Source organism: Klebsiella sp. B345 (genome assembly GCF_051131735.1).
Classification (GTDB): domain Bacteria; phylum Pseudomonadota; class Gammaproteobacteria; order Enterobacterales; family Enterobacteriaceae; genus Klebsiella.
On record NZ_CP180443.1, the window covers coordinates 2,487,913 to 2,514,246 of the forward strand.

The 26,334-nt window shown below is 54.3% G+C and carries 27 protein-coding genes; 11 read left to right on the forward strand and 16 right to left on the reverse strand.

Annotated elements, in window-relative coordinates:
• Window positions 1-119 precede the first annotated feature (119 nt).
• The 9 genes from tuf to fkpA form a co-directional block, all read right to left on the reverse strand.
• Complete coding sequence (tuf, locus tag ACMYSO_RS11805) at window positions 120-1,304, reverse strand: elongation factor Tu (protein WP_187042350.1); 1,185 nt, start codon at window positions 1,302-1,304, stop codon at window positions 120-122.
• Window positions 1,305-1,374: 70 nt separating this feature from the next.
• The gene (fusA, locus tag ACMYSO_RS11810) at window positions 1,375-3,489 is read right to left on the reverse strand and encodes an elongation factor G (protein WP_434582758.1); all 2,115 of its coding nucleotides are present in this window, start codon (window positions 3,487-3,489) and stop codon (window positions 1,375-1,377) included.
• A gap of 96 nt (window positions 3,490-3,585) precedes the next feature.
• A complete protein-coding gene (gene rpsG / locus ACMYSO_RS11815) occupies window positions 3,586-4,056 on the reverse strand; it encodes a 30S ribosomal protein S7 (protein WP_004106370.1) in 471 nt (156 codons plus the stop codon).
• Window positions 4,057-4,151: 95 nt separating this feature from the next.
• Window positions 4,152-4,526, reverse strand: a complete 375-nt coding sequence (gene rpsL / locus ACMYSO_RS11820; protein ID WP_002920115.1) for a 30S ribosomal protein S12 — start codon at window positions 4,524-4,526, stop codon at window positions 4,152-4,154.
• Between the two features lie 124 nt (window positions 4,527-4,650).
• A complete protein-coding gene (tusB, locus tag ACMYSO_RS11825) occupies window positions 4,651-4,938 on the reverse strand; it encodes a sulfurtransferase complex subunit TusB (protein WP_434670591.1) in 288 nt (95 codons plus the stop codon).
• Between the two features lie 7 nt (window positions 4,939-4,945).
• Complete coding sequence (tusC, locus tag ACMYSO_RS11830; protein ID WP_434670592.1) at window positions 4,946-5,305, reverse strand: sulfurtransferase complex subunit TusC; 360 nt, start codon at window positions 5,303-5,305, stop codon at window positions 4,946-4,948.
• Complete coding sequence (gene tusD / locus ACMYSO_RS11835; protein WP_123757368.1) at window positions 5,305-5,691, reverse strand: sulfurtransferase complex subunit TusD; 387 nt, start codon at window positions 5,689-5,691, stop codon at window positions 5,305-5,307. The genes tusC and tusD overlap by 1 nt, the downstream gene beginning before the upstream one ends.
• Window positions 5,691-6,413: a helix-turn-helix transcriptional regulator gene (locus ACMYSO_RS11840; protein WP_004868391.1), complete on the reverse strand. Its 723-nt coding sequence runs from the start codon at window positions 6,411-6,413 to the stop codon at window positions 5,691-5,693. Before ACMYSO_RS11840 ends, tusD begins: the two co-directional genes overlap by 1 nt.
• Window positions 6,414-6,770: 357 nt before the next feature.
• Window positions 6,771-7,601, reverse strand: coding sequence for an FKBP-type peptidyl-prolyl cis-trans isomerase (fkpA, locus tag ACMYSO_RS11845; RefSeq protein ID WP_434582754.1), 831 nt, complete (start codon window positions 7,599-7,601; stop codon window positions 6,771-6,773).
• A gap of 222 nt (window positions 7,602-7,823) precedes the next feature.
• Between fkpA and ACMYSO_RS11850 the strand changes: the two genes are divergently transcribed.
• Complete coding sequence (locus tag ACMYSO_RS11850; RefSeq protein WP_434582753.1) at window positions 7,824-8,042, forward strand: protein SlyX; 219 nt, start codon at window positions 7,824-7,826, stop codon at window positions 8,040-8,042.
• Window positions 8,043-8,209: 167 nt separating this feature from the next.
• Here the strand turns inward: ACMYSO_RS11850 and slyD are convergent, their stop codons facing one another.
• From slyD to kefG, 4 genes are all read right to left on the reverse strand, one after another.
• Entirely contained in the window at window positions 8,210-8,794 is a 585-nt protein-coding gene (slyD, locus tag ACMYSO_RS11855) for a peptidylprolyl isomerase (protein ID WP_123757365.1), read from the reverse strand.
• Between the two features lie 94 nt (window positions 8,795-8,888).
• On the reverse strand, window positions 8,889-9,089 hold the full coding sequence (locus tag ACMYSO_RS11860) for a YheV family putative zinc ribbon protein (protein WP_123757364.1): 201 nt from the start codon (window positions 9,087-9,089) through the stop codon (window positions 8,889-8,891).
• 14 nt (window positions 9,090-9,103) lie between these two features.
• Complete coding sequence (gene kefB, locus ACMYSO_RS11865) at window positions 9,104-10,909, reverse strand: glutathione-regulated potassium-efflux system protein KefB (RefSeq protein WP_434670593.1); 1,806 nt, start codon at window positions 10,907-10,909, stop codon at window positions 9,104-9,106.
• Window positions 10,896-11,459, reverse strand: a complete 564-nt coding sequence (kefG, locus tag ACMYSO_RS11870; RefSeq protein ID WP_434582751.1) for a glutathione-regulated potassium-efflux system ancillary protein KefG — start codon at window positions 11,457-11,459, stop codon at window positions 10,896-10,898. Before kefG ends, kefB begins: the two co-directional genes overlap by 14 nt.
• A gap of 173 nt (window positions 11,460-11,632) precedes the next feature.
• Here kefG and ACMYSO_RS11875 point away from each other — a divergent pair, with 173 nt between their 5' ends.
• From ACMYSO_RS11875 to ACMYSO_RS11910, 8 genes are all read left to right on the forward strand, one after another.
• Window positions 11,633-13,537 carry an ABC transporter ATP-binding protein gene (locus ACMYSO_RS11875; RefSeq protein ID WP_434670594.1) on the forward strand — a complete coding sequence of 635 codons (1,905 nt, stop codon included), beginning with the start codon at window positions 11,633-11,635 and terminating at the stop codon, window positions 13,535-13,537.
• A 111-nt stretch (window positions 13,538-13,648) separates the two neighbouring features.
• A complete protein-coding gene (locus ACMYSO_RS11880; RefSeq protein WP_434670595.1) occupies window positions 13,649-14,101 on the forward strand; it encodes a nuclear transport factor 2 family protein in 453 nt (150 codons plus the stop codon).
• A 171-nt stretch (window positions 14,102-14,272) separates the two neighbouring features.
• Window positions 14,273-14,662 carry a hypothetical protein gene (locus ACMYSO_RS11885; protein WP_434670596.1) on the forward strand — a complete coding sequence of 130 codons (390 nt, stop codon included), beginning with the start codon at window positions 14,273-14,275 and terminating at the stop codon, window positions 14,660-14,662.
• A 16-nt stretch (window positions 14,663-14,678) separates the two neighbouring features.
• Window positions 14,679-17,786, forward strand: a complete 3,108-nt coding sequence (locus tag ACMYSO_RS11890) for a multidrug efflux RND transporter permease subunit (RefSeq protein WP_434670598.1) — start codon at window positions 14,679-14,681, stop codon at window positions 17,784-17,786.
• Between the two features lie 6 nt (window positions 17,787-17,792).
• Window positions 17,793-18,410 carry a TetR/AcrR family transcriptional regulator gene (locus ACMYSO_RS11895; protein ID WP_434670599.1) on the forward strand — a complete coding sequence of 206 codons (618 nt, stop codon included), beginning with the start codon at window positions 17,793-17,795 and terminating at the stop codon, window positions 18,408-18,410.
• A 237-nt stretch (window positions 18,411-18,647) separates the two neighbouring features.
• The gene (locus ACMYSO_RS11900; RefSeq protein WP_434670791.1) at window positions 18,648-19,607 is read left to right on the forward strand and encodes a hydrolase; all 960 of its coding nucleotides are present in this window, start codon (window positions 18,648-18,650) and stop codon (window positions 19,605-19,607) included.
• The gene (locus tag ACMYSO_RS11905; RefSeq protein WP_123757355.1) at window positions 19,604-19,822 is read left to right on the forward strand and encodes a YheU family protein; all 219 of its coding nucleotides are present in this window, start codon (window positions 19,604-19,606) and stop codon (window positions 19,820-19,822) included. The genes ACMYSO_RS11900 and ACMYSO_RS11905 overlap by 4 nt, the downstream gene beginning before the upstream one ends.
• A gap of 36 nt (window positions 19,823-19,858) precedes the next feature.
• The gene (locus ACMYSO_RS11910; RefSeq protein ID WP_434670601.1) at window positions 19,859-20,728 is read left to right on the forward strand and encodes a phosphoribulokinase; all 870 of its coding nucleotides are present in this window, start codon (window positions 19,859-19,861) and stop codon (window positions 20,726-20,728) included.
• Between the two features lie 68 nt (window positions 20,729-20,796).
• On the opposite strand, the gene ACMYSO_RS11915 is transcribed toward ACMYSO_RS11910, so the two are convergent.
• Entirely contained in the window at window positions 20,797-21,201 is a 405-nt protein-coding gene (locus ACMYSO_RS11915; protein ID WP_434670602.1) for an OsmC family protein, read from the reverse strand.
• A gap of 305 nt (window positions 21,202-21,506) precedes the next feature.
• Here ACMYSO_RS11915 and crp point away from each other — a divergent pair, with 305 nt between their 5' ends.
• Both crp and ACMYSO_RS11925 read left to right on the forward strand, forming a co-directional pair.
• Window positions 21,507-22,139, forward strand: coding sequence for a cAMP-activated global transcriptional regulator CRP (crp, locus tag ACMYSO_RS11920; protein ID WP_000242758.1), 633 nt, complete (start codon window positions 21,507-21,509; stop codon window positions 22,137-22,139).
• Window positions 22,140-22,191: 52 nt separating this feature from the next.
• The gene (locus ACMYSO_RS11925; protein WP_434582740.1) at window positions 22,192-24,270 is read left to right on the forward strand and encodes a YccS/YhfK family putative transporter; all 2,079 of its coding nucleotides are present in this window, start codon (window positions 22,192-22,194) and stop codon (window positions 24,268-24,270) included.
• Here ACMYSO_RS11925 and argD read toward each other — a convergent pair.
• On the reverse strand, window positions 24,260-25,480 hold the full coding sequence (gene argD / locus ACMYSO_RS11930; protein WP_123757351.1) for a bifunctional acetylornithine/succinyldiaminopimelate transaminase: 1,221 nt from the start codon (window positions 25,478-25,480) through the stop codon (window positions 24,260-24,262). The two genes, ACMYSO_RS11925 and argD, sit on opposite strands and share 11 nt — an antisense overlap.
• A 155-nt stretch (window positions 25,481-25,635) precedes the next feature.
• Window positions 25,636-26,199 carry an aminodeoxychorismate synthase component 2 gene (gene pabA, locus ACMYSO_RS11935; RefSeq protein WP_434670604.1) on the reverse strand — a complete coding sequence of 188 codons (564 nt, stop codon included), beginning with the start codon at window positions 26,197-26,199 and terminating at the stop codon, window positions 25,636-25,638.
• Window positions 26,200-26,334 lie beyond the last annotated feature (135 nt).

The window sequence follows — 26,334 nt, forward strand, 5'->3', positions numbered from 1 at the left end:
CTATTGCTGAAATACCGAGAGCGAAGCACGTTTTAATCAAGCAACATCTTTACTGCCACCGTAAATGACAGACAGCAAAAAGGGCGCCGAAGCGCCCTTTTTAATTCAGAACTAATAAATTAGCCCAGAACTTTAGCTACAACGCCCGCACCAACAGTACGGCCGCCTTCACGGATTGCGAAACGCAGACCATCGTCCATCGCGATCGGGTGAATCAGGGTAACAACCATTTTGATGTTGTCGCCCGGCATTACCATCTCTACGCCTTCTGGCAGTTCGATGGTACCAGTCACGTCAGTTGTACGGAAGTAGAACTGCGGACGGTAGCCTTTGAAGAACGGAGTATGACGGCCGCCTTCATCTTTGGACAGGATGTACACTTCAGATTCGAATTTGGTGTGCGGCTTGATAGAACCCGGCTTAGCCAGTACCTGACCACGTTCGATTTCTTCACGTTTGATACCACGCAGCAGAACACCAACGTTCTCACCAGCACGGCCTTCGTCCAGCAGTTTGCGGAACATTTCAACGCCAGTACAGGTAGACTTAGCAGTCTCTTTGATACCAACGATTTCAACTTCTTCGCCAACTTTAACGATACCGCGCTCTACACGACCGGTAACAACAGTACCACGGCCAGAGATAGAGAATACGTCTTCGATCGGCAGCAGGAACGGCTTGTCAATCGCACGCTCTGGTTCCGGGATGTAAGAATCCAGGTAGCCAGCCAGCTCAACGATCTTAGCTTCCCACTCTGCTTCGCCTTCCAGCGCTTTCAGAGCAGAACCACGGATGATCGGAGTGTCGTCGCCCGGGAAGTCGTACTGAGACAGAAGTTCACGAACTTCCATTTCAACCAGTTCCAGCAGCTCTTCGTCATCAACCATGTCGCATTTGTTCAGGAACACGATGATGTAAGGAACGCCTACCTGACGACCCAGCAGGATGTGCTCACGAGTCTGCGGCATCGGGCCGTCAGTCGCAGCAACAACCAGGATCGCGCCATCCATCTGAGCAGCACCGGTGATCATGTTTTTAACATAGTCGGCGTGGCCCGGGCAGTCTACGTGTGCGTAGTGGCGAGTCGGGGTGTCATATTCAACGTGGGAAGTGTTGATGGTGATACCACGAGCTTTTTCTTCCGGTGCGTTATCGATCTGGTCGAATGCACGAGCAGAACCACCGTAGGTTTTAGCCAGAACGGTAGTGATTGCAGCGGTCAGAGTAGTTTTACCATGGTCAACGTGGCCGATAGTACCGACGTTGACGTGCGGTTTTGTACGTTCAAATTTTTCTTTAGACACGGCTATATTCCTTACTATAGTGCTCTCCCCATCAGGAGAGAGCACGGGATTTTGGTTTTAACCCTACGGCTTATTTACCACGGGCTTCAATTACGGCCTGAGCAACGTTGTTCGGTGCGTCATCATACTTCAGGAATTCCATGGAGTAAGATGCACGACCTTTGGTCAGGGAACGCAGCTGAGTTGCATATCCGAACATTTCAGACAGCGGAACTTCAGCATGAATCTGTACGCCAGTAGCGTTAGATTCCTGGCCTTTCAGCTGACCACGACGACGGCTAAGGTCACCGATGACATCACCAGTGTTCTCTTCCGGAGTCTCTACTTCAACCTTCATGATCGGCTCAAGCAGAACTGGTTTCGCTTTCTTAAAGCCATCTTTAAAGGCAATAGAAGCAGCCAGTTTAAACGCCAGCTCAGAGGAGTCAACGTCATGGTAAGAACCGAAGTGCAGACGCACACCGAGATCAACTACCGGGTAACCTGCCAGCGGACCAGCTTTCAGCTGTTCCTGGATGCCTTTATCAACGGCCGGGATGTATTCGCCAGGAATTACACCACCTTTGATGTCGTTGATGAACTCGTATCCTTTCGGATTTGAGCCCGGCTCCAGTGGGTACATGTCGATCACAACGTGACCATACTGACCGCGACCACCAGACTGCTTAGCATGTTTACCTTCGATATCGGTAACTTTAGAGCGAATTGCTTCGCGGTAAGCAACCTGAGGTTTACCGACGTTCGCTTCAACGTTGAATTCACGCTTCATACGGTCAACGATGATGTCGAGGTGCAGTTCACCCATACCGGCGATAATGGTCTGGTTAGATTCTTCGTCAGTCCATACGCGGAATGACGGGTCTTCTTTAGCCAGACGACCCAGAGCCAGACCCATTTTTTCCTGGTCAGCTTTGGTTTTCGGTTCAACAGCGATGGAGATTACCGGCTCTGGGAATTCCATACGCTCCAGAATGATCGGCGCATCCGGGTTACACAGGGTGTCACCGGTAGTTACGTCTTTCAGACCGATAGCAGCAGCGATATCGCCCGCGCGAACTTCTTTGATTTCTTCACGTTTGTTAGCGTGCATCTGTACGATACGACCGAAACGCTCACGTGCAGATTTCACGGAGTTCAGGATGGTATCACCAGAGTTAACCACACCGGAGTAAACGCGGAAGAAGGTCAGGTTACCCACGAACGGGTCGGTAGCAATTTTAAATGCCAGAGCAGCAAACGGCTCTTCATCGCTAGCGTGACGCTCAGCCGGAGTATCTTTACCGTCGTCCAGAATACCGTTGATCGCAGGTACATCAACCGGGGATGGCAGGTAATCAATTACCGCATCCAGCATCGCCTGAACACCTTTGTTCTTGAACGCAGAACCACAGGTTACCAGGATGATTTCGTTGTTCAGAACACGCTGACGCAGAGCTTTTTTGATCTCTTCTTCAGTCAGTTCTTCACCACCCAGGTATTTCTCCATCAGCTCTTCTGAAGCTTCAGCAGCGGACTCGATCAGGTTCTGGTGCCATTCGTCAGCCAGTTCCTGCATGTCAGCCGGGATATCTTCATAAGTGAAGGTAACGCCTGCGTCTTCTTCGTTCCAGTTGATGGCTTTCATTTTCACCAGGTCAACAACACCGGTGAAACCTTCTTCAGCACCAATTGCCAGCTGCAGCGGGACCGGAGTCGCGCCCAGACGGGATTTGATCTGACCAACAACTTTCAGGAAGTTCGCACCCATGCGGTCCATTTTGTTAACGAACGCAATGCGCGGAACTTTATATTTGTTTGCCTGACGCCATACGGTTTCAGACTGCGGCTGAACACCACCAACTGCGCAGTAAACCATTACTGCACCATCAAGCACACGCATGGAACGTTCTACTTCGATAGTGAAGTCAACGTGCCCCGGGGTGTCGATGATGTTAACGCGATGCGGTTCATACTGCTTAGCCATACCAGACCAGAATGCAGTAGTCGCTGCGGAGGTGATGGTGATACCACGCTCCTGCTCCTGCTCCATCCAGTCCATGGTTGCTGCGCCGTCGTGAACTTCACCGATTTTGTGGTTTACACCGGTGTAGAACAGAATACGTTCGGTAGTAGTGGTTTTACCGGCGTCGATGTGCGCACTGATACCGATGTTACGGTAGCGTGCGATGGGTGTTGTACGAGCCATTTGATTCCTCGTTTGTTTCTTTAGGCGTTCAGTTAAGTTATCCAGTACGGGCGACTTACCTGAAGCGCCCGCCTGGTGACTATGACTCCGAAGGGATTACCAACGGTAGTGTGCGAACGCCTTGTTGGCTTCTGCCATACGGTGAACGTCTTCACGTTTCTTAACTGCAGTACCTTTGTTGTCTGCAGCATCAGAAAGTTCGTTCGCCAGACGCAGAGCCATGGATTTATCACCACGTTTACGAGCAGCTTCTACGATCCAACGCATTGCCAGGGCATTACGACGAACCGGACGGACTTCAACTGGAACCTGATAAGTAGAACCACCTACACGGCGGGACTTAACTTCGACGGTCGGACGGACGTTGTCCAGAGCGACTTCGAAAGCTTCCAGTTCATTTTTACCAGAACGCTGAGCCAGGGTCTCCAGCGCGCTGTATACGATTGCTTCTGCAGTAGATTTTTTACCATCTACCATCAGGATGTTGACAAATTTTGCCAGCAGTTCTGATCCGAACTTAGGATCTGGAAGGATTTTACGCTGACCAATGACGCGACGACGTGGCATGGAAATACTCCGTTGTTAATTCAGGATTGTCCAAAACTCAAAGAGTTTAGTTTGACATTAATATAAAACGTTTGGCCTTACTTAACGGAGAACCATTAAGCCTTAGGACGCTTCACGCCATACTTGGAGCGAGCTTGCTTACGGTCTTTAACGCCGGAGCAGTCAAGCGCACCACGAACGGTGTGGTAACGAACACCCGGAAGGTCTTTAACACGACCGCCACGGATCAGGATCACGGAGTGTTCCTGCAGGTTGTGACCTTCACCACCGATGTAGGAGGTGACTTCGAAACCGTTAGTCAGACGAACACGGCAAACTTTACGCAGTGCGGAGTTCGGTTTTTTAGGAGTGGTGGTATATACACGGGTACATACGCCACGTTTCTGCGGGCAGGCTTCCAGTGCAGGCACGTTGCTCTTTGCAACTTTGCGTGCGCGTGGTTTGCGTACCAGCTGGTTAATTGTTGCCATTAAATAGCTCCTGGTTTTAGCTTTTGCTTCGTAAACACGTAATAAATCGCCTCATATAATATGAGGACGCAGAATTTTAGGGCGGTGCCGAAAAGGTGTCAAGAAATATACAACAATCCCGTCATTACCAGGCCAGTTGCCCGGGATGTTTGATCGACATTCTGACGAAATCAGTATAGCCAACCCTGACGACACTGTCTGAAATTTGACCAGCCAGCCCGCGGGCATCGATGTCATCTTGCAGAACATGAATGGTTATGGGGGCAGACTGTAGCATTTCAAGGAAGCGGCTACCGGCGATGGCGGCAGTGACGCCATCCGATAACAACAGCAGATCATCCCCCGCGTTCATCAGACGGAGCATGGTAGTGATATCGGTATGCCAGGGAGAAACGCTTAAGGTGTGGAGCATCGGAACCTCAAAACCGCAGAATCACGTTGAAATCATCGAGCCGGGCGCGTAACGCTTCGGGTTCAAGCCATTCAGCATCGATAATCCACGGCGTGGTTGCATCAAGACCGCGTTCACGCGCGGAAGCCGCGCATACCCAGCAGGCGTCAATGTCATACAATGACAGCAGCTTAAAAGTGGCGATATAGTCGCGGGCAAACACCGCTGACGGCGTTTGACCCGATAACAGCTGAAAGACGCCGTCGCCAACAAAGAAAACGCCCAGCTCATCGGTTAATGCAGAGGTCGCCAGCAGCGCATCCAGACCTTCCCTGCCGGAAGCTGAGCCGTGAGGCGCGGAAGAAAAAACAAAGGCCACGCGTTTCATCAGAACTGCACCATCCGATCGCAGGTTAATGACGCTTCTGCCAGCGCCCCAAGGCCGCTCAACGTAAACCCTGGCTGCAGATTATGGCCCGGTAAGCCCAGTTGCTGAGCTTCCCGTTCATCGGTTACACCACGGCGCAGCGCTGCCGCGACGCAAATGTGTAAAGCAACCGCATGTTCATCATGCAGACGTTGCCATGCGCGCACCAGGTCAAACTCATCGCTAGCAGGCGCCGTCAGTTGGTTAGCGTTATAGACGCCTTCACGATAGAAAAAAATGCAGGCCAGTTCATGGCCCTCTTGCAGAACCGCCTGGGCAAACTGCCAGGCACTGCTGGCCTGTTGTGTACCGTAGGCTGGCCCTGTCACCGTAATGGCAAAACGCATTACTTATCCAGCCCCTGGAAATCGCCGCTCTTAAACTGGCGAATGTAGAGGTAGACCGTATGTTTGGAAATATTGAGCCGATCGGCGACCTGGTTAATGGCATCTTTGATATCAAAGATCCCTTTCTCATAGAGGTTCAGGACAATCTGGCGATTTTTGGCGTTGTTGGACACATTGCGGTCCGCATTGACTTCTTCAATCGTGAATTCAAGCGTTTGTGCAACCAGGTCATCAACAGACGATGCAAAGTTCACCTGAGAGTTGACCTCCGGCGTTTCCGGCGGAATAAAGGTGCTCATGATCTGGGAGAACGGGACGTCCAGGTTCATGTTGATGCACAGCAGACCAATAACCCGATGCTCACGGTTGCGGATAGCAATCGTGACAGACTTCATCAGGACGCCACTTTTGGCTCGCGTAAAGTAACATTTGGAAACGCTGCTATCGGCACCCGTCATATCGTGCAGCATACGCAGCGCGAGGTCGGTAATAGGCGAGCCGATTTGGCGACCGGTATGTTCACCGTTGGCGATGCGGATAGCGGAGCATTTCAAATCCTGTAGGGAATGCAGCACGATCTCACAATGGGAACCAATGAGCATCGCTAACCCGTCCACCACCGCTTCATAGGATTTGAGGATATCGAAGTCGGTCTGGTCGAAAGGACGTTGATCCAGCAGGTCAAGCTCACTGGTTTCGTTGGTTAAAAGCGACCTGGACATGAAAAAAAGCACTCCTTTTCAGGAGCCTGTCATTTTTTACACCAAATCATTCAAGGTGCGTTGAGGCACAAGTCCAGGACAAACTCATCAGCAACGAATTTGACCAGCCAGAAGCTGGTTCAGTAAGAGACTCGATGTCTCTTATGATTCCCAGAGCAAACTCCGATGGTCACTGAAATTAGCGAGTGCGGCCAACGTAGATGCGGCTTGAAGGATGAAGTGTAGCTCGTCAGGGCAGGCTCATCATCATTATTAAGCTATCTAAAGTAATACAGCGCTTGAGGCACTTTCCAGTTTTAATTATATCCGCCCCAAATAAAAAAGCCGCCGCCTTTGAGGGCGGCGGCTTAAACCAGATTACTTCTTCGCGTCTGCAGCCGGCGCTGCTGCCGCTGCGTCAGCCGCTGCTTCAGGCTTGGCATCCGCTTTCGGTGCTGGCTTGATATCCAGCAGTTCTACGTCAAATACCAGAGTGGAGTTTGCCGGAATACCCGGTACGCCTGTTTTGCCGTAAGCCAGATCCGGTGGGATGACCAGCTGGATTTTGCCGCCTTTCTTGATATTTTTCAGACCTTCAGTCCAGCCCGGGATCACGCCGTCCAGACGGAAAGAAAGTGGCTCACCACGGGTGTAAGAGTTATCGAACTCTTTACCGTCGATCAGCGTACCTTTGTAGTTCACGACAACGGTATCGCTGTCTTTCGGTGCGTCACCGGTACCTTCTTTCTCAACTTTATACAGCAGACCAGATTTAGAGGTTTTCACGCCCTTCTCTTTCGCGAAGGTATCACGGTAGGCTTTGCCTTTCGCGTCGTTCTCAGTCGCGTCTTTTTCCATTTTCTGCTGAGCAGCAGTTTTTACGCGAGTTTCGAAAGTCTGCAGTGTCTGCTCGATCTCTTGATCGGACAGTTTACTCTTGTTGGCAAACGCGTCCTGAACACCGGCGATCAGCTGATCTTTATCCAGCTTGATGCCCAGTTTTTCTTGTTCTTTCAGGGAGTTTTCCATGTAACGTCCCAGCGATGCACCCAGCGCATAAGCAGATTTTTGATCGTCATTTTTAAATGCCGCTTTGCTATCCGTCGCAGGTGCCGCCTTCGCAGCAGTATCAGCCGCAAAGGTCAGCGGTGCATTCAGGGCGACAGCCATTGTGGTCGCCAGCAGCGTTACTTTAAACAGTGATTTCATCCATTTCTCCAGGGCCGGGGCATCTCACCCCAGGGTTATCGTAAAATGCAAAAGAGGTACTATAGAACGTTGCAGGATAAATCTACATACAGTCGTTCCTGAATATCACCCGTTTTCAGACTATTTTTGTATAAATTAGTTTCCTGCCTTACGCCAGGTTGCTGCACAACTGATGAAAATTCAGTAGAATCCGCCCGCGAAATCCGACAAAAGGGGTAACTCATGCACGATAGTACACTGGAGACTCGCCTGGCGGAGTTGGAAAGCCGACTGGCATTTCAGGAAATCACCCTTGAAGACCTCAACAAGACCGTTACCGCCCATGAGATCGAGATGGCGAAAATGCGTGAGCATATGCGTCTGATGGTCGAAAAACTGAAAGCTACCCAGTCATCGCACATCGCGTCACAGGCCGAAGAAACGCCACCTCCACATTATTGAGACGTAAAAAAAGCGGGTTTCCCCGCTTTCTATATCCGGTAGCATTGTTGCTACCGGATTGAATACCTGAAGAATTTCGAGTCACAGTATGGCGGTAACCTGAGCACACCCGACGTGCCGGGGTTAACAGCGAAACCAACGCACCTGCGCTTGAAAGACGTTTGGTATTAGTGGCAGCCGCAACCGCCGTTACCGCAACCACCTTTGCCATGTTCATGACCGTGGTCGTGATCGTGGCCGTGACCGCCGCAGCAACCATCATGATCGTGGTCATGATCGTGGCCGTGAGCACCGTGTACGTGACCGTGTTCCAGCTCTTCTGCCGTCGCTTCGCGAATCGCAACCACTTCAACGTTGAACTTCAGGTTTTGGCCCGCCAGCATGTGGTTACCATCAACCACAACGTGCTCGTCATCAACTTCGGTGATTTCAACCGGTACTGGACCCTGGTCGGTTTCAGCCAGGAAACGCATCCCGACCTGCAGTTCATCAACGCCCATGAAGACGTCTTTAGGAACACGCTGAACCAGGTTTTCGTCGTACTGGCCGTACGCGTCGTTCGCGCCGACTTCTACGTCAAATTTGTCGCCCACTTCATGACCATCCAGCGCATTTTCCAGGCCGGAGATCAGGGAACCGTGACCATGCAGGTAGTCCAGCGGTGCGCTCACCGGAGACTCATCAACCAACACACCGTCTTCTGTACGTACCTGATAGGCCAGGCTGACCACCAGGTCTTTTGCTACTTTCATGATTGCTCCTGAGCATGGGAAGAATAGTGGCGCAGATTGTAACGGAATTCTGCAGCCGTGTACCCTCTAGCTTAAAAAAAGGCGAGCGATAACGCTAGTCCGGATGAAAAATGCCAATCACCTGTTCATCTTTGCGGACATGCTCTTTTGCCTCTTTATCCGCCTCACGCATCTGGTGTCCACACTTAACACACTCAACAATATCGACATTATTTTCACGCCACATCGCCAGTGAATCCTGAGCCTGGCACGTTGGACATTTTGCGCCAGCAATAAAACGTTTACGTACAGCCATCTTTTATTGACCCTTTATTCAAACTCATCCCAGCCATCAAGCTGTCTGCTCTCTTTCTGCATCTCACGCTGGAAAATCTCCTCCAGCTCCCGGCGCGCTTCCCGCACGCGTGATATCTGCAGCGTATCAGTATTTACCGGCATTAACTCGCGCAGCATTCGCATATCCAGACGCCGAAAGTGCAGTTGCGCACGTTGTGCCTGGTGCGGGTGCATGCCGACGCTAATCAGCGCTTTGCGCCCCAGCTCCAGGGCGCTGGAAAAGGTCTCACGTGAAAACTGCACTACCCCGGCCTGCAACAACTCATGCGCCTCAACGCGGCCCCGTGCTCGCGCCAGGATATTGAGATGCGGAAAGTGCTGCTGGCACATCTCGACCAGCTTCATGGTATCTTCCGGCTCATTGCAGGTGATCACGATCGACTGTGCCGCTTCAGCCCCTGCCGAGCGCAGTAATTCCAGCTGGGTTGCGTCGCCAAAATAGACCTTGTAACCATATTTCCGCATAAGGTTAACCGCGCTGATATCACGCTCCAGCACGGTAATACGCATTTTGTTGGCCATCAGTAAGCGGCCTATCACCTGCCCGAAACGACCAAACCCGACGATAATGACCTGCGGTTTATCATCTTCAACCCACGGAGCCTCATCTTCTTCTTCCGACTGATTAAAACGCCGGGAGAGCACACTATCGACCAGGGTCATCAGGAGCGGCGTGGTCATCATCGACAATGTAACCGTCACCAATAGCAGCGCCATCTGATCGTTTTCAAACAGACGTAGCGAAGCCGGCAGCGAGAACAGTACAAAAGCAAACTCTCCCCCCTGGCTCAGCACCCCAGCAAACTGCATCCGTTCCGAGCTGCGCAAACCATACACTCTCGCCAGGATGTACAGCACCAGGCTTTTTACCGCCACCAGCACGGCGACGCTTGCCGCCACCCACAGCAAATGGGTGTACAGCACGCCAAGATTCAGCGCCATCCCCACGGAGATAAAAAACAAACCTAGCAGAAGTCCCTTAAACGGCTCGATAGCGATCTCCAGCTCATGGCGATATTCGCTCTCGGCCAGCAGCACGCCGGCAATAAAGGTGCCGAGCGCCATCGACAGGCCAAGGGCATCCATAAACAGGGCTGACCCCAGCACCAGCAACAGCGTCGCGGCGGTGAACACTTCGCGCACGCCGGAGCCGGCAATAAAGCGGAAAACTGGCCTCAGCAAAAAGCGGCCGCCAATCAGCATGCCGCCGAAAGCCAGCACCTTCATCCCGATCGTAAACCAGTCAAAATGGTCATCCCCGGGTCCCGCCAGCAGCGGTACCAGGGCCAGCGCGGGGATCACCGCCAGATCCTGAAACAGCAATACCGAAAAACCCAGCTGCCCGGATTCGCTCCGGCTCATCCCCTTTTCGCGCATCAGCTGCAACGCCATCGCCGTGGACGACATGGCCAGCCCAATCCCCCCGACCACCGCCGCTTGCCAGGAGAACCCCGTCAGCACCAGCAGGCCGCCAAGAATACCCGCGCTGAGCAGCACCTGCGCCGCCCCCACGCCAAAGATCGAACTGCGTAAGCGCCAGAGTTTGGACGGATTCAGTTCCAACCCGATGATAAACATCAGGAACACCACGCCCAGTTCGGAGAAATGGAGGATCTCATCAACATCACTGATGAATCCCAGCCCCCACGGACCGATCGCAATACCGGCCAGCAGATAACCTAAGACCGCACCGATACCGAGCCTGGCGGCCAGCGGTACCGCAACCACGGCAGAAAACAGAAATAAGACGCCGGCTAACAGCAAATCAGCTCCCGCCATAAATTCCTCCTGCCGTAATGGGATTGGCCAGCCAGTCACGGTAGGCACGGGCATGACTTTTCAGATCGTCGGGTGACTGCCGGCGAGCCCAGTAGACAATAATCGGACTCATCCAGTGCATGCGACACATGCCGGCCGTCAGCTCAAACGGCCGCAGAATATCGTTCATCGGATAGCGGTTTGCATCACGTCGGTAGGCACTCTCTGGCTCACCGGTGGTGATCACACTGCGCCAGTACTTTCCCGCGAGCTGATTTCCTCCGGCACCGCTGGCAAAGCCGCGGCTCAGAACCCTGTCCAGCCACTCCTTCAGTAAGGCCGGACAGCTCCAGGTGTATAACGGATGCTGGAACACAATCACCTCATGTTGGCGCAGGAGATCCTGCTCATGGGCAATATCGATAAAAAAATCGGGGTAGTGCGCATAAAGATCGTGCACGGTGACATTAGGCAACTGTAAAGCCGGTTCAAGCAAAACCCGGTTGGCCACGGAATCCTGGGATTCTGGGTGGGCATACAGCAGCAAAACCTTCGCTGTCTGAGACATCATTCCCCTCCCGAATGTCTTTTGGCGGCCTCTAACATGGCTGCGTCCCGACGCAACCAGAATGACTTTGTCTATCGTCTTCGTTTTGGGCTACCATTGCGGCCCGGTGGAGCTATTTGCTACCACATTACATTATCATAATGACAAACTAACATAGTCAGAACATACGGCGCCTTATGATTGTTTTCTCCTCGTTACAAATTCGTCGCGGCGTACGGGTCCTGCTGGACAACGCCACCGCCACCATCAACCCTGGCCAGAAAGTCGGTCTGGTGGGCAAAAACGGCTGCGGGAAATCCACGCTGCTATCGCTTTTGAAAAACGAGATTAGCGCCGACGGCGGCAGTATGACCTTCCCGGGCAGCTGGCAGCTGGCGTGGGTTAATCAGGAAACCCCGGCGCTTGCGCAGCCCGCTATTGATTATGTTATCGACGGCGATCGCGAATATCGCCAGCTTGAAGCGGATTTACATCACGCCAACGAGCAGAACGACGGCCATGCTATCGCCACGGTGCACGGCAAGCTCGATGCCATCGATGCCTGGACTATTCGCTCCCGCGCCGCCAGCCTGCTGCACGGGCTGGGGTTCAGCAACGAGCAGCTCGAAAGCCCGGTCAGTGACTTTTCCGGTGGCTGGCGTATGCGCCTGAACCTGGCGCAGGCGCTGATTTGCCGCTCCGATTTACTGCTGCTCGATGAACCGACCAACCACCTTGACCTCGACGCGGTCATCTGGCTGGAAAAGTGGCTCAAAGGCTATCCGGGCACGCTGATTCTGATCTCTCACGACCGCGACTTCCTGGACCCGATCGTCGATAAGATCATTCATATCGAACAGCAAACGATGTTCGAGTACACCGGCAACTACAGCTCGTTTGAAATCCAGCGCGCGACTCGTCTGTCGCAGCAGCAGTCGATGTACGAAAGCCAGCAGCTGCGCGTCGCGCATCTGCAGAGCTATATCGACCGTTTTCGTGCCAAGGCCACGAAAGCCAAGCAGGCGCAGAGCCGTATCAAAATGCTGGAACGGATGGAGCTGATCGCCCCGGCTCACGTCGATAACCCGTTCCACTTTAGCTTCCGTGCCCCGGAAAGCCTGCCCAATCCCCTGTTGAAAATGGAGAAGGTCAGCGCCGGATACGGCGAGCGGATCATTCTGGACTCCATCAAACTCAACCTGGTACCGGGTTCTCGTATCGGCCTGTTAGGTCGTAACGGCGCCGGTAAATCGACGCTGATTAAGCTGCTGGCCGGTGAACTCCAGCCGCTGCACGGTGAGATTGGCCTCGCCAAAGGTATTAAGCTTGGCTACTTTGCCCAGCATCAGCTGGAGTTCCTGCGTGCTGATGAATCGCCATTGCAGCACCTGGCTCGTCTGGCGCCACAGGAGCTGGAGCAAAAGCTACGCGACTATCTCGGCGGGTTTGGTTTCCAGAGCGACAAGGTCAACGAAGAGACCCAACGTTTCTCCGGCGGTGAGAAAGCGCGACTGGTGCTGGCACTCATCGTCTGGCAGCGCCCGAACCTGCTGCTGCTCGATGAACCCACCAACCACCTTGACCTCGATATGCGCCAGGCCTTAACCGAAGCGCTGATTGATTTCGAAGGCGCACTGGTGGTGGTATCGCACGATCGCCATCTGATCCGCTCGACCACTGACGATCTCTATCTGGTGCACGACGGTAAAGTTGAGCCGTTTGATGGTGACCTGGAGGATTATCAGCAGTGGCTCAGCGACTCGCAAAAGCAGGAAAGCCAGAGCACTGAAGCGCCGAAAGAGGCCGGTAACAGCGCCCAGGCCCGCAAAGATCAAAAACGGCGGGAAGCCGAACTGCGTACGTTGACTCAACCACTGCGCAAAGAGATTACCCGCCTTGAAAAAGAGATGGACAAGCTCAACGCCCAACTTGCTCAGGCGGAAGAGTTGCTGGGCGACAGCGAGCTGTATGACACCTCTCGCAAAGCGGATCTAACCGCCTGCCTGCAACAGCAGGCCAGTGCGAAGTCGGGTCTGGAAGAGTGTGAAATGGCCTGGCTGGAGGCGCAAGAGCAGTTGGAGCAAATGCTGCAGGAAGGCTAAAGCCGGGTATGCTAATAACAGAGGCGAAAATCCAGCGATGTGGTTTTATGGGAATGCATCGTGCTTCGCCTCTGTTAAAAACCGCATAACCCACCTGCAAGAGGAACTGCCATGGTTAAAAAAACGCTCCTTTCCCTCTCACTGCTGTGCGCCCTGACCCATACAGCTTTTGCCGCCTACACCGAGAGCGAATTAAAAAACAAAGAAAACGTCATCGCCTTTTATAATAAGGCGTTGAACGATAAAGACTTTGATGCCGCCAGGCCCTATCTCGGCCAGCAGTATATCCAGCACAACCCCGGTGCAAAAGATGGGCCTGAAGGCTTTCGCCAGTTTATCGCCTTCCTGAAAGATAAATACCCGGACTCCCGCAGCGAGATTAAACGGACGATCGTCGATGGCGACTACGTTGTCCTGCACGTCGCCACCACCGGACGCGAACCCGGAGTCACCCGCGCCATCGTGGATATTTTCCGCCTCGATGCACAGCATAAAATCGTGGAACACTGGGACGTTATTCAGACTGTTCCGGAAAAAACGGCCAGCGGCAACGGTATGTTTTAACCCCGTCACTCAGCCATCTGTGGTGCAAGGTGGCTATTTTTCCTGCGTTATTCTCTGACCTCCCCTACACCTTCCTCTGTTTACCCTCGTCATAACACTTGCGAATGTGTCTTGTTTAACCAATTTATTTACTTTACTGTAAAGTAAATAAATTGATGTGGATGCCGTAACATGACGCTGTACAAAAGGTGGAATTATCTGGTTTTTTTCATGTTGTTATCGGTATTCAGCGCCGGAAATTCTGCGTCCGCACACCTTATTATCGCGCCAGTAGCGATCAAAATTTCCGCCATCTGTCCGGCGCCCGCCGTCTGGACGCGCAGCGGCCTGCAGCAGCGGTTATTCAACCGTCAAAGTACGCTGGCAACACTGCATCAACTGCGGGAAAAGCTGCAGCAAAACTCACTCAGTATCCAGGTCTATGACCGCCTGTGGACGGCGTATCAGTGGAACCTGATGTTGCTTGAACTCAATCCACTCTGCGTCAACTACGCACGACGCGCCCTCTATTGTCCTGAAGCCTACCCCTCGCTTCTCCGGAAACTTTATCCCGCTGACTGACGAAAGGTTTGTGAATATGCTGGCACATTTTTTTGTTTCCCGACCCGTTTTTGCCGCCGTCATGGCAATTTGCATCATGGCGGCCGGTACGCTCGCCCTGTTTACGCTACCCGTTGAACAATATCCCGATATCGCACCTCCTGGCGTCACCGTGACGGCAAACTACCCTGGCGCCTCTGCTGAAACGATCGAAGAAAGCGTCACTCAGGTGCTGGAACAGCAAATTAAGGGCATTGATGGTTTGCTCTACTTTTCGTCCAGCAGCAGTTCTGCCGGACAGGCACGTATCAGCCTCAGCTTTGCCCAAAATATCGATCCTGATATGGCGCAGGTCCAGGTCCAGAACGCCGTCAACCAGGCATTAACTCGTTTACCACAGGAAGTACAACAACAGGGGATCACGGTAACCAAATCACAGGGGGACAGCCTGATGGTGGTCGCCCTGTACGATACAACCGGCCAGCTCACCAATATTGATATTAACGACTTCCTGGTTAACACCCTGCAGGATCCGCTCAGCCGTGTCGATGGCGTCGGAGAAACCACGGTATTCGGCGCCCAGTACGCCATGCGCATCTGGCTGAACCCGCACAAGCTCAATAGTTTCGGGCTGATGCCTTCCGACGTCCGCGCCGCGATTGAGGCACAAAACACGCAGGTGACCAGCGGGGAAATCGGTACGCTGCCGACGCTGGAAGGGCAATACCTCAACGCGACAGTCACGATGCAATCGCGGCTGGAAACGCCAGAACAGTTTGAAAACATCACTATTCGGACCAACCGCGATGGCTCCACGATCTATCTGCGCGACATTGCTCGTATTGAGGTCGGCGCCGAAAACTATCAGAACCTGACCACCCTGAATGGCTACCCTGCTGCCGGGATCTCTATCCAACTGGCCTCAGGGGCAAACGCACTCAATACCGCCGAAAATGTACGTGCCGAAGTTGAAAGATTAAGCCCTCAGTTTCCTGCAGGTATGGTGGCGGCCTACCCGCGCGACAGTACGCCGTTCGTCACCGTCTCGATTGAAGGCGTGGTGCAAACCCTTATCGAAGCCATCATTCTGGTGGTCATCGTCATGTACCTGTTCCTGCAAAACTGGCGTGCGACGCTGATCCCGACGGTCACCGTCCCGGTCGTCCTGCTTGGCACCTTTGGTATCCTCAGCATGCTCGGCTACAACATCAATACCCTGACGCTGTTCGCCATGGTTCTGGCGATTGGTCTGCTGGTTGATGATGCCATCGTGGTGGTCGAAAACGTCGAGCGGGTGATGGCTGAAGAGGGACTCGGCCCGGTAGAGGCGACGCTACGTTCGATGAATGAGGTCACCGGGGCGCTGATCGGTATCGCGATGGTGCTGTCGGCTGTCTTTGTTCCCATGGCCTTTTTTGGTGGTTCCGTTGGGATCATCTACCGGCAGTTTACCGCCACGATCGTGACCGCCATGAGCCTCTCCGCGCTGGTAGCGATGACGCTGACCCCTACCTTGTGCGCGCATTTACTCAAGTCCGGTCACGCGAAGCAAGGCCGATTTTTCCGCTGGTTTAACCACGGCGTCGAAAAAAGCCAAAGCCGTTATCTCATCATTCTGCAGCACATCACTCGCCGGCCCTTACGCAACTGCCTGCTCACTCTTCTGCTGATCCTGTTGATGCTCTGGCAGTATCAACGTCTGCCAACCGGCTTCCTGCCGGAGGAGGATCAGGGATCGGTCGTCATTCAGTTTACGCTGCCGCCTGGCTCGCCGATGTCGATGACCGAGCAGACGGGAAAAGACATCTCAAACTATTTTATGACCGAAGAGAAAGACAACCTGAACGTCATTTTTATGGTCACCGGGCGTAATAACGCCGGCAGCGGACAAAACGTCGGCATGGCGTTTGTAGAGTTAAAACGCTGGGACGAACGCCAGGGTACAGAAAACAGCGCCCAGTCGATTATTGCTCGCGCCAATCGGTACTTCAGGGCATCGACCGACACGACGATTAGCGTTTCCGCCCCGCCGGCCGTTCGCGGACTTGGGCAGTCCAGCGGCTTTGAGCTGTGGCTGCAGGACCAGTCGGCGCAGGGGTATGACGCACTTCTCGCGGCGCAACAAAATCTGATGTCGATGGCGACAGCCAACAGCAACCTCGATGCAGTGAGACTCAATAGCCTTGATGAAAAATCTCAGTTGCACATTGAGGTGGATCGTCAGAAGGCCGAATCACAGGGTCTGGCGCAGGCTGACATCAACGAGACTATCGCCGCTGCCTGGGGGGGTGTTTACGTTAACGATTTTGTCGACCGCGGGCGTATCAAACGAGTTTACATGCAAGGCGATGCACCGTGGCGCTCCAGCCCTGAAAGTCTCGCCACCTGGTTTGTGCGCGGCAGTGAAGACAACATGGCTTCTTTCAACAGCTTCGCATCGATGCAATGGACCACAGGGCCGCAGATGCTGCAGCGATTTAATGGTCTGTCGGCGGTCCAGTTCCAGGGAAGTGCCGCCAGCGGTATTAGCTCCGGTAGCGCGATGAATGAAATGACCACGCTGGTACAGGGTCTGGATGGCTTCGGTCTACAATGGAGCGGATTGTCGTACCAGGAACAGGCCTCATCGGGGCAGACGCTGTGGGTTTACCTTGCCTCAGTTATCTTTATCTTCCTTTGTCTTGCCGCGCTCTATGAGAGCTGGTCAATTCCGTTGGCTGTTATGTTGATCATTCCTCCGGGCATATTGGGGGCAGTAAGCGCATCGACGCTGGCCGGTTTTGATAACGATATTTACTTTCAGGTCGGGATGCTGACCACCATGGGGCTGTCAGCTAAAAATGCCATCCTGATCGTTGAATTCGCCCAGACAAGGCTGGCGGCTGGCCAAAAGCTGGTGGAAGCCACCCTTGAAGGTGCACGCCTGCGTTTGCGGCCGATCATAATGACGTCGCTGGCATTTGTTGCCGGCGCCATCCCTCTGGTACTCTCTAGCGGAGCTGGCGCGTCGAGCCGCACGGAAATCGGAACCGCGGTGATCGGCGGGATGCTTTCCGGGACACTCCTGACGCTGCTCCTGGTCCCGCTTTTTTTCATCCTGATCCAACAGGGGATCCACTCCCTAAAAGGAAAACACAAAGGATAGCAATTGATGGCTAACCAACGTGGGCGCCCGATGACCGCGCGCCCTCGCATTTTACATACCGCATGCGAACTGTTTTTGAAACACGGGCTGGATGTCTCCCTCGACGCCATCGCCGCTGAAGCAGGAAGCTCCCGCCCCACGCTCTATAGCCACTTCCCGGGTGGTAAAGACGCGCTGCTGCTGGAGAGCTTTTCCTATTTAAACGCGAAAATGCAGCCGCCGCTGCGTCAGTTGCTGCAGGATAAGCAGCACGACTTACCAGCCCTGCTGCTCGGTTTTGCTCGTATCGTGCAGGCGCATTTTTACAGTGCGGAAAATATCCGCTTTCAGCGTCTCCTCATTCAGGTGCTGGTGCAAAAGCCCGAGCTGTACGCGGTGATCGAACAACGCCCGTCGGGCCGGGTGTTGACCGTGCTGGTTGAGATACTCAGCACGCAAAATGCGCGCGGCACGTTGACCCTGACGGAACCCGAAGTGCAGGCCAGGTTGTTCCTTGGATCGGTGATGGGTTACCCACTACCAGCGGCACTGATCTCGCAGCAGGCGCTTGACCCCGCGCAGCTGGAGCCACTCGCCAAATCTGCCGTCACTACTTTCCTCAGCGCCTGGCATTACCACTCCTGACCCACCGGACCGACGCCTGCCGGGCGCGATAATTACCGGCAGCGCGTACTCCAGTCATCACCCGGCCGCAATTTCGTGTAACCTATAGTCCTGGCCGTAAGACCACATATTGGATAACCGGCGCACCTCGTGCGCGGTATAGTGTCGTATTAGTTTATTAATTGCTCTGGTGCTATGGTTGAAATCACCCCCACAGAAATGACGCCCCCTGAAGACGATTCGCGCGAGTTTCACCCGATGCGCGGCGTGGGTAATCGTCATCTGCAAACCATGCTTCCGCGTCTGATCCGCCGCAAACTGGGCTTCACACCCTTCTGGCAACGCCTCGAGCTACCGGATGGTGATTTTGTCGATCTGGCATGGAGCGAAGACCCCTCCCTGGCACGGCATAAACCGCGGTTGGTCGTTTTTCACGGCCTGGAAGGCAGCCTGCACAGCCCCTACGCTCACGGCCTGATTCATGCTGCCATGCAGCGCGGCTGGCTGGGCGTGGTGATGCATTTTCGCGGCTGTAGCGGTGAACCCAATCGTAATAACCGGATCTATCATTCTGGCGAAACCGAAGACGGCAGCTGGTTTCTGCACTGGCTGCAACGTGAATTTGGTACGGTCCCGACCGCCGCCGTTGGCTATTCGCTGGGGGGAAACATGCTGGGCTGCCTGCTGGCAAAAGAAGGCGATAACGCCCCGCTGGACGCCGCGGTGATCGTCTCAGCCCCCTTCATGCTGGAAGCCTGCAGCTATCATATGGATAAAGGCTTTTCCCGGGTCTATCAGCGCTATCTGCTTAACCTGCTAAAGGCCAATGCGGCCCGTAAGCTGAAGGCCTACCCGGGTTCACTGCCGGTCGATTTACGCCAGCTCAAAGGAATGCGCCGCATCCGCGAGTTTGACGATATGATCACCGCGAAAATCCACGGTTTCGCCGATGCGCTGGACTACTATCGCCAGTGCAGCGCGATGCCACGATTAAGTGATATCACCACGCCGACGCTGATCATTCACGCAAAGGACGATCCTTTCATGGATCACCACTCTATCCCACCGCAAGAACAGCTGCCGGCAAATGTGGAATATCAGCTGACCGAACAAGGTGGGCACGTCGGGTTCGTTGGCGGCACGTTGCGTAAGCCGGAAATGTGGCTCGAACGACGCATTCCGGACTGGTTAACCCGTTGGTTGGGAGCACAAATATGATTATTCCCTGGCACGATCTGGATCCCGAAACGCTGGATAACCTAATCGAAAGTTTTGTATTGCGCGAAGGCACCGATTATGGTGAACATGAACGCTCGCTGGTGGATAAAGTCGCCGACGTCAAACAACAGTTAAAAAGCGGAGAAGCCGTGCTGGTGTGGTCTGAACTACACGAAACGGTCAACATTATGCCCCGCAAGCAGTTCCACGGCTAAGGCGGCACCACACCATCGTTTAATCTGGGAGTTGTTATGTCTGCCAAACATCCGGTGATTGCCGTCACGGGCTCCAGCGGCGCGGGAACCACGACCACCAGCCTCGCCTTTCGAAAAATTTTCGCCCAGCTGAATCTGCGTTCTGCGGAAGTCGAAGGCGACAGCTTCCATCGCTACACCCGCCCGGAAATGGACATGGCGATCCGTAAAGCGCGCGATCAGGGGAAGCACATCAGCTACTTCGGTCCGGAAGCCAACGACTTCGGACTGCTCGAAAATACCTTCATTGAATACGGGCGCAACGGCAGCGGTCAGTCGCGAAAATACCTGCATACCTATGACGAAGCGGTCCCGTGGAATCAGGTTCCGGGTACCTTTACGCCGTGGCAACCGCTCCCGGAACCCACCGACGTCCTGTTTTATGAAGGGCTGCACGGCGGCGTGGTCACCCCGCAGTACAACGTCGCACAGAATGTCGATTTGCTGGTCGGGGTGGTGCCGATTGTCAATCTGGAATGGATCCAGAAGCTTATCCGGGATACCAGCGAACGCGGCCATTCCCGTGAAGCGGTGATGGACTCCGTCGTGCGTTCGATGGAGGACTACATCAATTTCATCACCCCACAGTTTTCCCGTACCCATATCAACTTCCAGCGGGTCCCCACCGTCGATACCTCGAACCCGTTTGCGGCTAAAGGCATCCCCTCACTGGATGAGAGCTTTGTGGTGATCCACTTCCGTAATCTGCAGGATATCGATTTCCCGTGGCTGCTCGCGATGCTGCAGGGGTCGTTTATCTCGCATATCAATACGCTGGTGGTTCCGGGGGGCAAAATGGGCCTGGCGATGGAGTTGATCATGACGCCGCTGGTAGAGCGCCTGATGGAAGGCAGAAAGATCGACTAGCCATAAAAAACCCCGGACGCATTACGACCGGGGTTGTTCTCTGCTACCTGGCACTATCCTGCCGTCAGTTAGCCTTCAATGACTTCATAGGTGTGGGTGATGTTCACTGCTTTTTGCAGCATCAGCGCCACCGAGCAATATTTCTCTGCCGACAGATCCACCGCACGCGATACCGCCGCATCCTTCAGCTCTTTGCCGGTCACAATGAAATGCATGTTGATATTGGTAAACAGGCGCGGCGCCTCTTCCCGGCGTTCAGAGGTCAGCTTCACCTCACAGTTGGTCACGTCGTGACGCCCTTTCTGCAAAATAGACACAACATCAATTGCGCTGCATCCGCCCGCCGCCATCAACACCATTTCCATCGGGCTTGGCGCTTTATCTCCGGAGTTGCCGTCCATCAGAATCTGGTGACCTGATGCGGACTCTCCGATGAAGGTTAACCCTTCAACCCATTTCACACGAGCTTGCATAAAATTTAACTCCGAGGTTGCAATTTTCCTGACAGATTACGCGCACATAACAATTCTCGCAACGGAAGGCGACCTACATCATGCTGAAGCGAGACACCAGGAGACATGCGGCAAAAGCTATGCTAAAACAGTCGGGATGCTACAGTATTACATTGATGTATTGCATGTATGCAGAGGAGTTCACATTACAGGCTGAAGAAAAATCACCAGCCATTTCCCAGGCATAGGGAAACAATACGATTGCATGCCCGGATGCCGTGTAGTGTCGGCACCCGGAGATAGCTTATAACAGAGGATAACCGCGCATGGTGCTTGGCAAACCGCAAACAGACCCTACCCTCGAATGGTTCTTGTCTCATTGCCATATTCATAAGTACCCATCGAAAAGCACGCTGATCCACCAGGGTGAAAAAGCAGAAACGTTGTACTACATCGTCAAAGGCTCTGTGGCTGTGCTCATCAAGGATGAAGAAGGTAAAGAGATGATCCTCTCTTACCTCAACCAGGGCGATTTCATCGGTGAATTAGGCTTGTTTGAAGAAGGCCAGGAGCGTAGCGCCTGGGTACGTGCAAAAACCGCATGTGAAGTGGCCGAAATCTCTTACAAAAAATTCCGTCAGCTGATCCAGGTTAACCCGGATATTCTGATGCGCTTGTCGTCGCAGATGGCTCGTCGTCTGCAGGTCACCTCTGAAAAAGTGGGTAACCTTGCCTTCCTCGACGTCACCGGTCGTATCGCTCAGACGCTGCTGAATCTGGCTAAACAGCCGGACGCCATGACCCACCCTGATGGTATGCAAATTAAAATTACCCGCCAGGAAATTGGTCAGATCGTCGGTTGTTCTCGCGAAACCGTCGGCCGTATTCTGAAGATGCTGGAAGATCAGAATCTGATCTCCGCACACGGTAAAACTATCGTCGTTTACGGTACCCGTTAAGTCGTTAAAACGGCGTGTTGCCCCCGCAATACGCCGTTTTTGTCTCCTCCTGATGTGGCGCAGGCTGATTTACCATCCAGAAGTCAACTATGCACTGCGGCAAACGCTGGTGTTGTGTTTGCCTGTCGCGGTCGGTCTTCTCCTCGGTCACCTGCAACAGGGTCTGCTGTTTTCCTTAGTACCTGCCTGCTGTAACGTCGCCGGTCTGGACACCCCGCACAAACGCTTTTTTAAACGCCTGATCGTGGGCGGTTCACTGTTTGCCGGCTGTAGCCTGGTGGTTCAGCTGCTGCTGCAACAGGAAATCCCGCTGCCCTTAATTCTTAGCGGCCTGGCGCTGCTGCTTGGCGTGACGGCAGAGATTAGCTCGCTCCATGCCAGACTTCTCCCGGCCTCACTGATTGCAGCCATCTTTACCCTGAGCCTTGCCGGGAACATGCCCATCTGGGAGCCGCTGTTGATCTACGCACTCGGCACCTTGTGGTACGGACTGTTTAACTGGTTCTGGTTCTGGCTATGGCGCGAACAACCGCTGCGTGAATCCTTGAGCCTGCTCTACCGGGAGCTGGCTAACTACTGCGAAGCGAAATACAGCCTACTGACTCAGCATATTGACCCGGCGACCTCGCTCCCGCCGCTGCTCACACGCCAGCAAAAGGTGGTGGATCTGATCACCCAGTGCTACCAGCAGATGCATATGCTGGCGGCGAACCAGCGTAACGATCACAAGCGTCTGCTGCGGGCGTTTCAGGTGGCGCTGGATCTACAGGAACATATCTCCGTCAGCCTGCATCAGCCTGAGGAAGTTCAGAAACTGGTGGAGCGGAGCCACGCGGAGGCGGTGATCCGCTGGAACGCACAAACCGTTGCCGCCCGTCTACGGGTGCTGGCCGACGACATTCTGTACCACCGCTATCCGCAACGCTTTCATATGGATAAGCAGATTGGCGCGCTGGAGAAAATTGCCTGGCAGCACCCCGACAATCCCGTCGGGCAATTCTGTGCCTGGCACTTTAGCCGCATCGCCCGGGTGCTGCGTACCCAGCGCCCGCTGTATGCCCGCAACCTGATGGCAGATAAAGAACGCCGCCTGCCGCTGCTACCTGCGCTGAAGCACTATCTCTCATGGAAATCGCCGGCGCTGCGCAATGCCGCGCGTATCTGCGTGATGCTCACCGCCGCCAGCCTGATGGGCAGCGCCCTGCATCTTCCCAAGCCTTACTGGATCTTAATGACGGTGCTTTTCGTCACCCAAAACGGCTACGGCGCGACACGAGTGCGCATCGTCCATCGGGCGGCCGGCACCCTCGCAGGCCTCGCCATTGCCGGACTGACGCTGCACTTTCACGTTCCAGAGGGGTATACGCTTACCGCGTTGCTGATCATTACGCTGCTGAGCTACCTGATTATTCGTAAGCATTACGGCTGGGCGATGGTCGGCTTTACCGTGACGGCGGTCTATACCCTGCAACTTCTGACACTTAACGGCGAACAGTACATTGTCGCCAGGCTTATCGATACGCTTATCGGCTGCCTGATCGCCTTTGGCGGGATGGTCTGGCTGTGGCCACAGTGGCAGAGCGGACTGCTACGTAAAAACGCCCATGACGCGCTGGAAGCCGATCAGGAGGCCATCCGGCTGATCCTCAGCGACGACCACCAGGCACCGGCGCTGGCCTATCGCCGCATGCGCGTCAATCAAGCACATAACTCGCTGTTTAACTCGTTGAACCAGGCTATGCAGGAGCCTGGGTTTAACTCACATTATCTGGAAGATATGAAGCTGTGGGTCACCCACAGCCAGTTTATTGTTGAGCATATCAACGCGATGACCACCCTCGCCCGCGAGCACAACATGCTGACGCCGGAGCTGGCCCGGCGCTATCTGGAGTCCTGTGAGATTGCGCTTCAGCGCTGTCAGCAGCGGCTGGACACCGACGGTCCTGGCAGCGCTGACGACGTGAATATTATGGAGTCTCAGGACGTTGAAGTGAGCCGCGGCCCGCTAAGCACCATGGAACAGCACCTGCAGCGGATCCTAGACCATCTGAACACCATGCACACCATCTCGTCGGTGGCATGGCGTCAGCGTCCTCATCATGGCATCTGGCTAAGCGCGACTAAGCGCTAAGCACCTTCTGTACCGCCTGGGCAAAGCGCGCCATCCCTTCAGCAATATCCTGCTCATCGATCACCAACGACGGCACAAAGCGCATGACGTCCGGCCCGGCGTTGAGCACCATGACGCCCGCATCCGCCGCGGCATACAGAAAATCACGCGCCCGGCCTTGATGCTGCGGTTTGAGCTCCGCGCCAATCAGTAACCCCATGCCGCGGATATCGCTAAACAGGTCGAAACGAGCATCAATCTCCTGCAGATGTTGCACAAACAGCGCCCGCTTCGCGTTCACCCCTTCCAGCACATCAGGCGTATTAATCAGATCAAATGCCGCCCCGGCAACGGCGCAGGCCAGCGGATTACCGCCGTAGGTTGAACCATGGGAGCCAGCATGGAAGGCGCTGGCAATCTCATTGGTGGTCAGCACGGCGCTGATCGGGAAACCGCCGCCCAGCGCTTTAGCACTGGTGAGGATATCCGGCGTCACGCCATAATGCATGTACGCAAACAGCGAACCGGTACGCCCCATCCCGCACTGCACTTCATCAAACACCAGTAGCGCCTGATGCTCATCGCACAGTTCACGCAGTCCTTTCAGGAACTCTGGCGTCGCCGCCATCACGCCACCTTCTCCCTGGATCGGCTCAACCACGATCGCGCAGGTGTGATCGTCCATCACCGCTTTAACCGCATGCAGGTCGTTAAACGGCACGTGGATAATGTCGGCGGGTTTCGGGCCGAAGCCATCAGAATACTTTGGCTGCCCGCCCACGGACACGGTAAACAGCGAGCGGCCATGGAAGGCGTTATGGAAGGCGATGATTTTGGTCTTATACGGACTGTGGCGGGTAATGGTGTAGTGGCGCGCCAGCTTGAAGGCCGTCTCGTTGGCTTCCGTACCGGAGTTCATAAATACCACACGCTCGGCAAAGGTGGCGTCCACCAGCTTGCGACCAAGGCGCAGCGCCGGTTCGTTGGTAAAGACGTTGCTGGTGTGCCACAGGGTTTCGCCCTGCTGCTGCAGCGCCGCCACCAGCGCCGGATGACAATGACCTAACGCCGTCACCGCAATCCCACCGGCAAAATCAATGTACTCTTTACCCTGCTGATCCCATACGCGGCTACCTTTACCCTTTACCGGGATGAATTCCGCAGGTGCATAAATTGGCAGAATAACTTCATCGAATGTGGCGCGGGTAATTACCGGTTGCTCAGTTGCCATGTCATGCCATCCTTCTTCGTTACGCAATCATTATTGTGATAATCTAATCACAAAATATGCATAAAAAATCAATCAATGGCAACTGTATAGCCAAAATAATTCGCGTTGTGGGGTTAAGCGACTAAGCGCTAGCCTGGATGTATGAAAGGCATAAATCATCGATTGAGAAAGTTTGCCAGCAGCTGATGCCCTTGCTCGCTGAGAATGCTCTCCGGGTGGAACTGCACCCCTTCGAGATCCCACTCGCGATGGCGAATTCCCATAATTTCACCATTCTCGCTACGCGCCGTCACTTCAAAGCAGGCGGGAAGGGTCGCAGGGTCAATGAGCAAAGAGTGATAGCGGGTGACCACCAGCGGATTATTCAGCCCCAGGAAGACCCCGGTGCCGTTGTGCTGGATAGGCGAGGTTTTGCCGTGCATAACGGTAGCAGCGCGGACGATGGTGGCCCCAAAGACCTGCGCAATCGCCTGATGGCCCAGGCAAACCCCCAGCAGCGGAACCCGGCCGGCATAATGCGCGATAACCGCCAGCGAGATGCCGGACTCATTCGGCGTACAGGGCCCGGGCGAGATAACAATTTTCTCCGGCGCCAGCGCCGCAATCTCCTCAAGCGTCAACTCATCATTGCGCTTGACCAGCACCTCCGCCCCCAGCTCGCAAAAATACTGGTACAGGTTCCAGGTGAAAGAATCATAGTTATCGATAAGCAGGATCATGGTGGCTCCGGAAAAAACAAAACCGGGCTATTCTACTCAGATTATGCTGCTGCGCTTATCACTTTGCGAAACATCCGTGCAGAAGGGTCGGAATCGCCCTTTCCGCTGAGACAGAACGGGCGATAAGGCGCGGGG

Bases quoted from the DNA above. Each gene is read 5' to 3' on its own strand.
- fusA (WP_434582758.1), bottom strand. From the start codon at position 3,489: ATGGCTCGTACAACACCCATCGCACGCTACCGTAACATCGGTATCAGT.
- rpsG (WP_004106370.1), bottom strand. From the start codon at position 4,056: ATGCCACGTCGTCGCGTCATTGGTCAGCGTAAAATCCTTCCAGATCCT.
- rpsL (WP_002920115.1), bottom strand. From the start codon at position 4,526: ATGGCAACAATTAACCAGCTGGTACGCAAACCACGCGCACGCAAAGTT.
- tusB (WP_434670591.1), bottom strand. From the start codon at position 4,938: ATGCTCCACACCTTAAGCGTTTCTCCCTGGCATACCGATATCACTACC.
- tusC (WP_434670592.1), bottom strand. From the start codon at position 5,305: ATGAAACGCGTGGCCTTTGTTTTTTCTTCCGCGCCTCACGGCTCAGCT.
- tusD (WP_123757368.1), bottom strand. From the start codon at position 5,691: ATGCGTTTTGCCATTACGGTGACAGGGCCAGCCTACGGTACACAACAG.
- ACMYSO_RS11840 (WP_004868391.1), bottom strand. From the start codon at position 6,413: ATGTCCAGGTCGCTTTTAACCAACGAAACCAGTGAGCTTGACCTGCTG.
- fkpA (WP_434582754.1), bottom strand. From the start codon at position 7,601: ATGAAATCACTGTTTAAAGTAACGCTGCTGGCGACCACAATGGCTGTC.
- ACMYSO_RS11850 (WP_434582753.1), top strand. From the start codon at position 7,824: ATGCACGATAGTACACTGGAGACTCGCCTGGCGGAGTTGGAAAGCCGA.
- slyD (WP_123757365.1), bottom strand. From the start codon at position 8,794: ATGAAAGTAGCAAAAGACCTGGTGGTCAGCCTGGCCTATCAGGTACGT.
- ACMYSO_RS11860 (WP_123757364.1), bottom strand. From the start codon at position 9,089: ATGGCTGTACGTAAACGTTTTATTGCTGGCGCAAAATGTCCAACGTGC.
- kefB (WP_434670593.1), bottom strand. From the start codon at position 10,909: ATGGCGGGAGCTGATTTGCTGTTAGCCGGCGTCTTATTTCTGTTTTCT.
- kefG (WP_434582751.1), bottom strand. From the start codon at position 11,459: ATGATGTCTCAGACAGCGAAGGTTTTGCTGCTGTATGCCCACCCAGAA.
- ACMYSO_RS11875 (WP_434670594.1), top strand. From the start codon at position 11,633: ATGATTGTTTTCTCCTCGTTACAAATTCGTCGCGGCGTACGGGTCCTG.
- ACMYSO_RS11880 (WP_434670595.1), top strand. From the start codon at position 13,649: ATGGTTAAAAAAACGCTCCTTTCCCTCTCACTGCTGTGCGCCCTGACC.
- ACMYSO_RS11885 (WP_434670596.1), top strand. From the start codon at position 14,273: ATGACGCTGTACAAAAGGTGGAATTATCTGGTTTTTTTCATGTTGTTA.
- ACMYSO_RS11890 (WP_434670598.1), top strand. From the start codon at position 14,679: ATGCTGGCACATTTTTTTGTTTCCCGACCCGTTTTTGCCGCCGTCATG.
- ACMYSO_RS11895 (WP_434670599.1), top strand. From the start codon at position 17,793: ATGGCTAACCAACGTGGGCGCCCGATGACCGCGCGCCCTCGCATTTTA.
- ACMYSO_RS11900 (WP_434670791.1), top strand. From the start codon at position 18,648: ATGCGCGGCGTGGGTAATCGTCATCTGCAAACCATGCTTCCGCGTCTG.
- ACMYSO_RS11905 (WP_123757355.1), top strand. From the start codon at position 19,604: ATGATTATTCCCTGGCACGATCTGGATCCCGAAACGCTGGATAACCTA.
- ACMYSO_RS11910 (WP_434670601.1), top strand. From the start codon at position 19,859: ATGTCTGCCAAACATCCGGTGATTGCCGTCACGGGCTCCAGCGGCGCG.
- ACMYSO_RS11915 (WP_434670602.1), bottom strand. From the start codon at position 21,201: ATGCAAGCTCGTGTGAAATGGGTTGAAGGGTTAACCTTCATCGGAGAG.
- crp (WP_000242758.1), top strand. From the start codon at position 21,507: ATGGTGCTTGGCAAACCGCAAACAGACCCTACCCTCGAATGGTTCTTG.
- ACMYSO_RS11925 (WP_434582740.1), top strand. From the start codon at position 22,192: ATGTGGCGCAGGCTGATTTACCATCCAGAAGTCAACTATGCACTGCGG.
- argD (WP_123757351.1), bottom strand. From the start codon at position 25,480: ATGGCAACTGAGCAACCGGTAATTACCCGCGCCACATTCGATGAAGTT.
- pabA (WP_434670604.1), bottom strand. From the start codon at position 26,199: ATGATCCTGCTTATCGATAACTATGATTCTTTCACCTGGAACCTGTAC.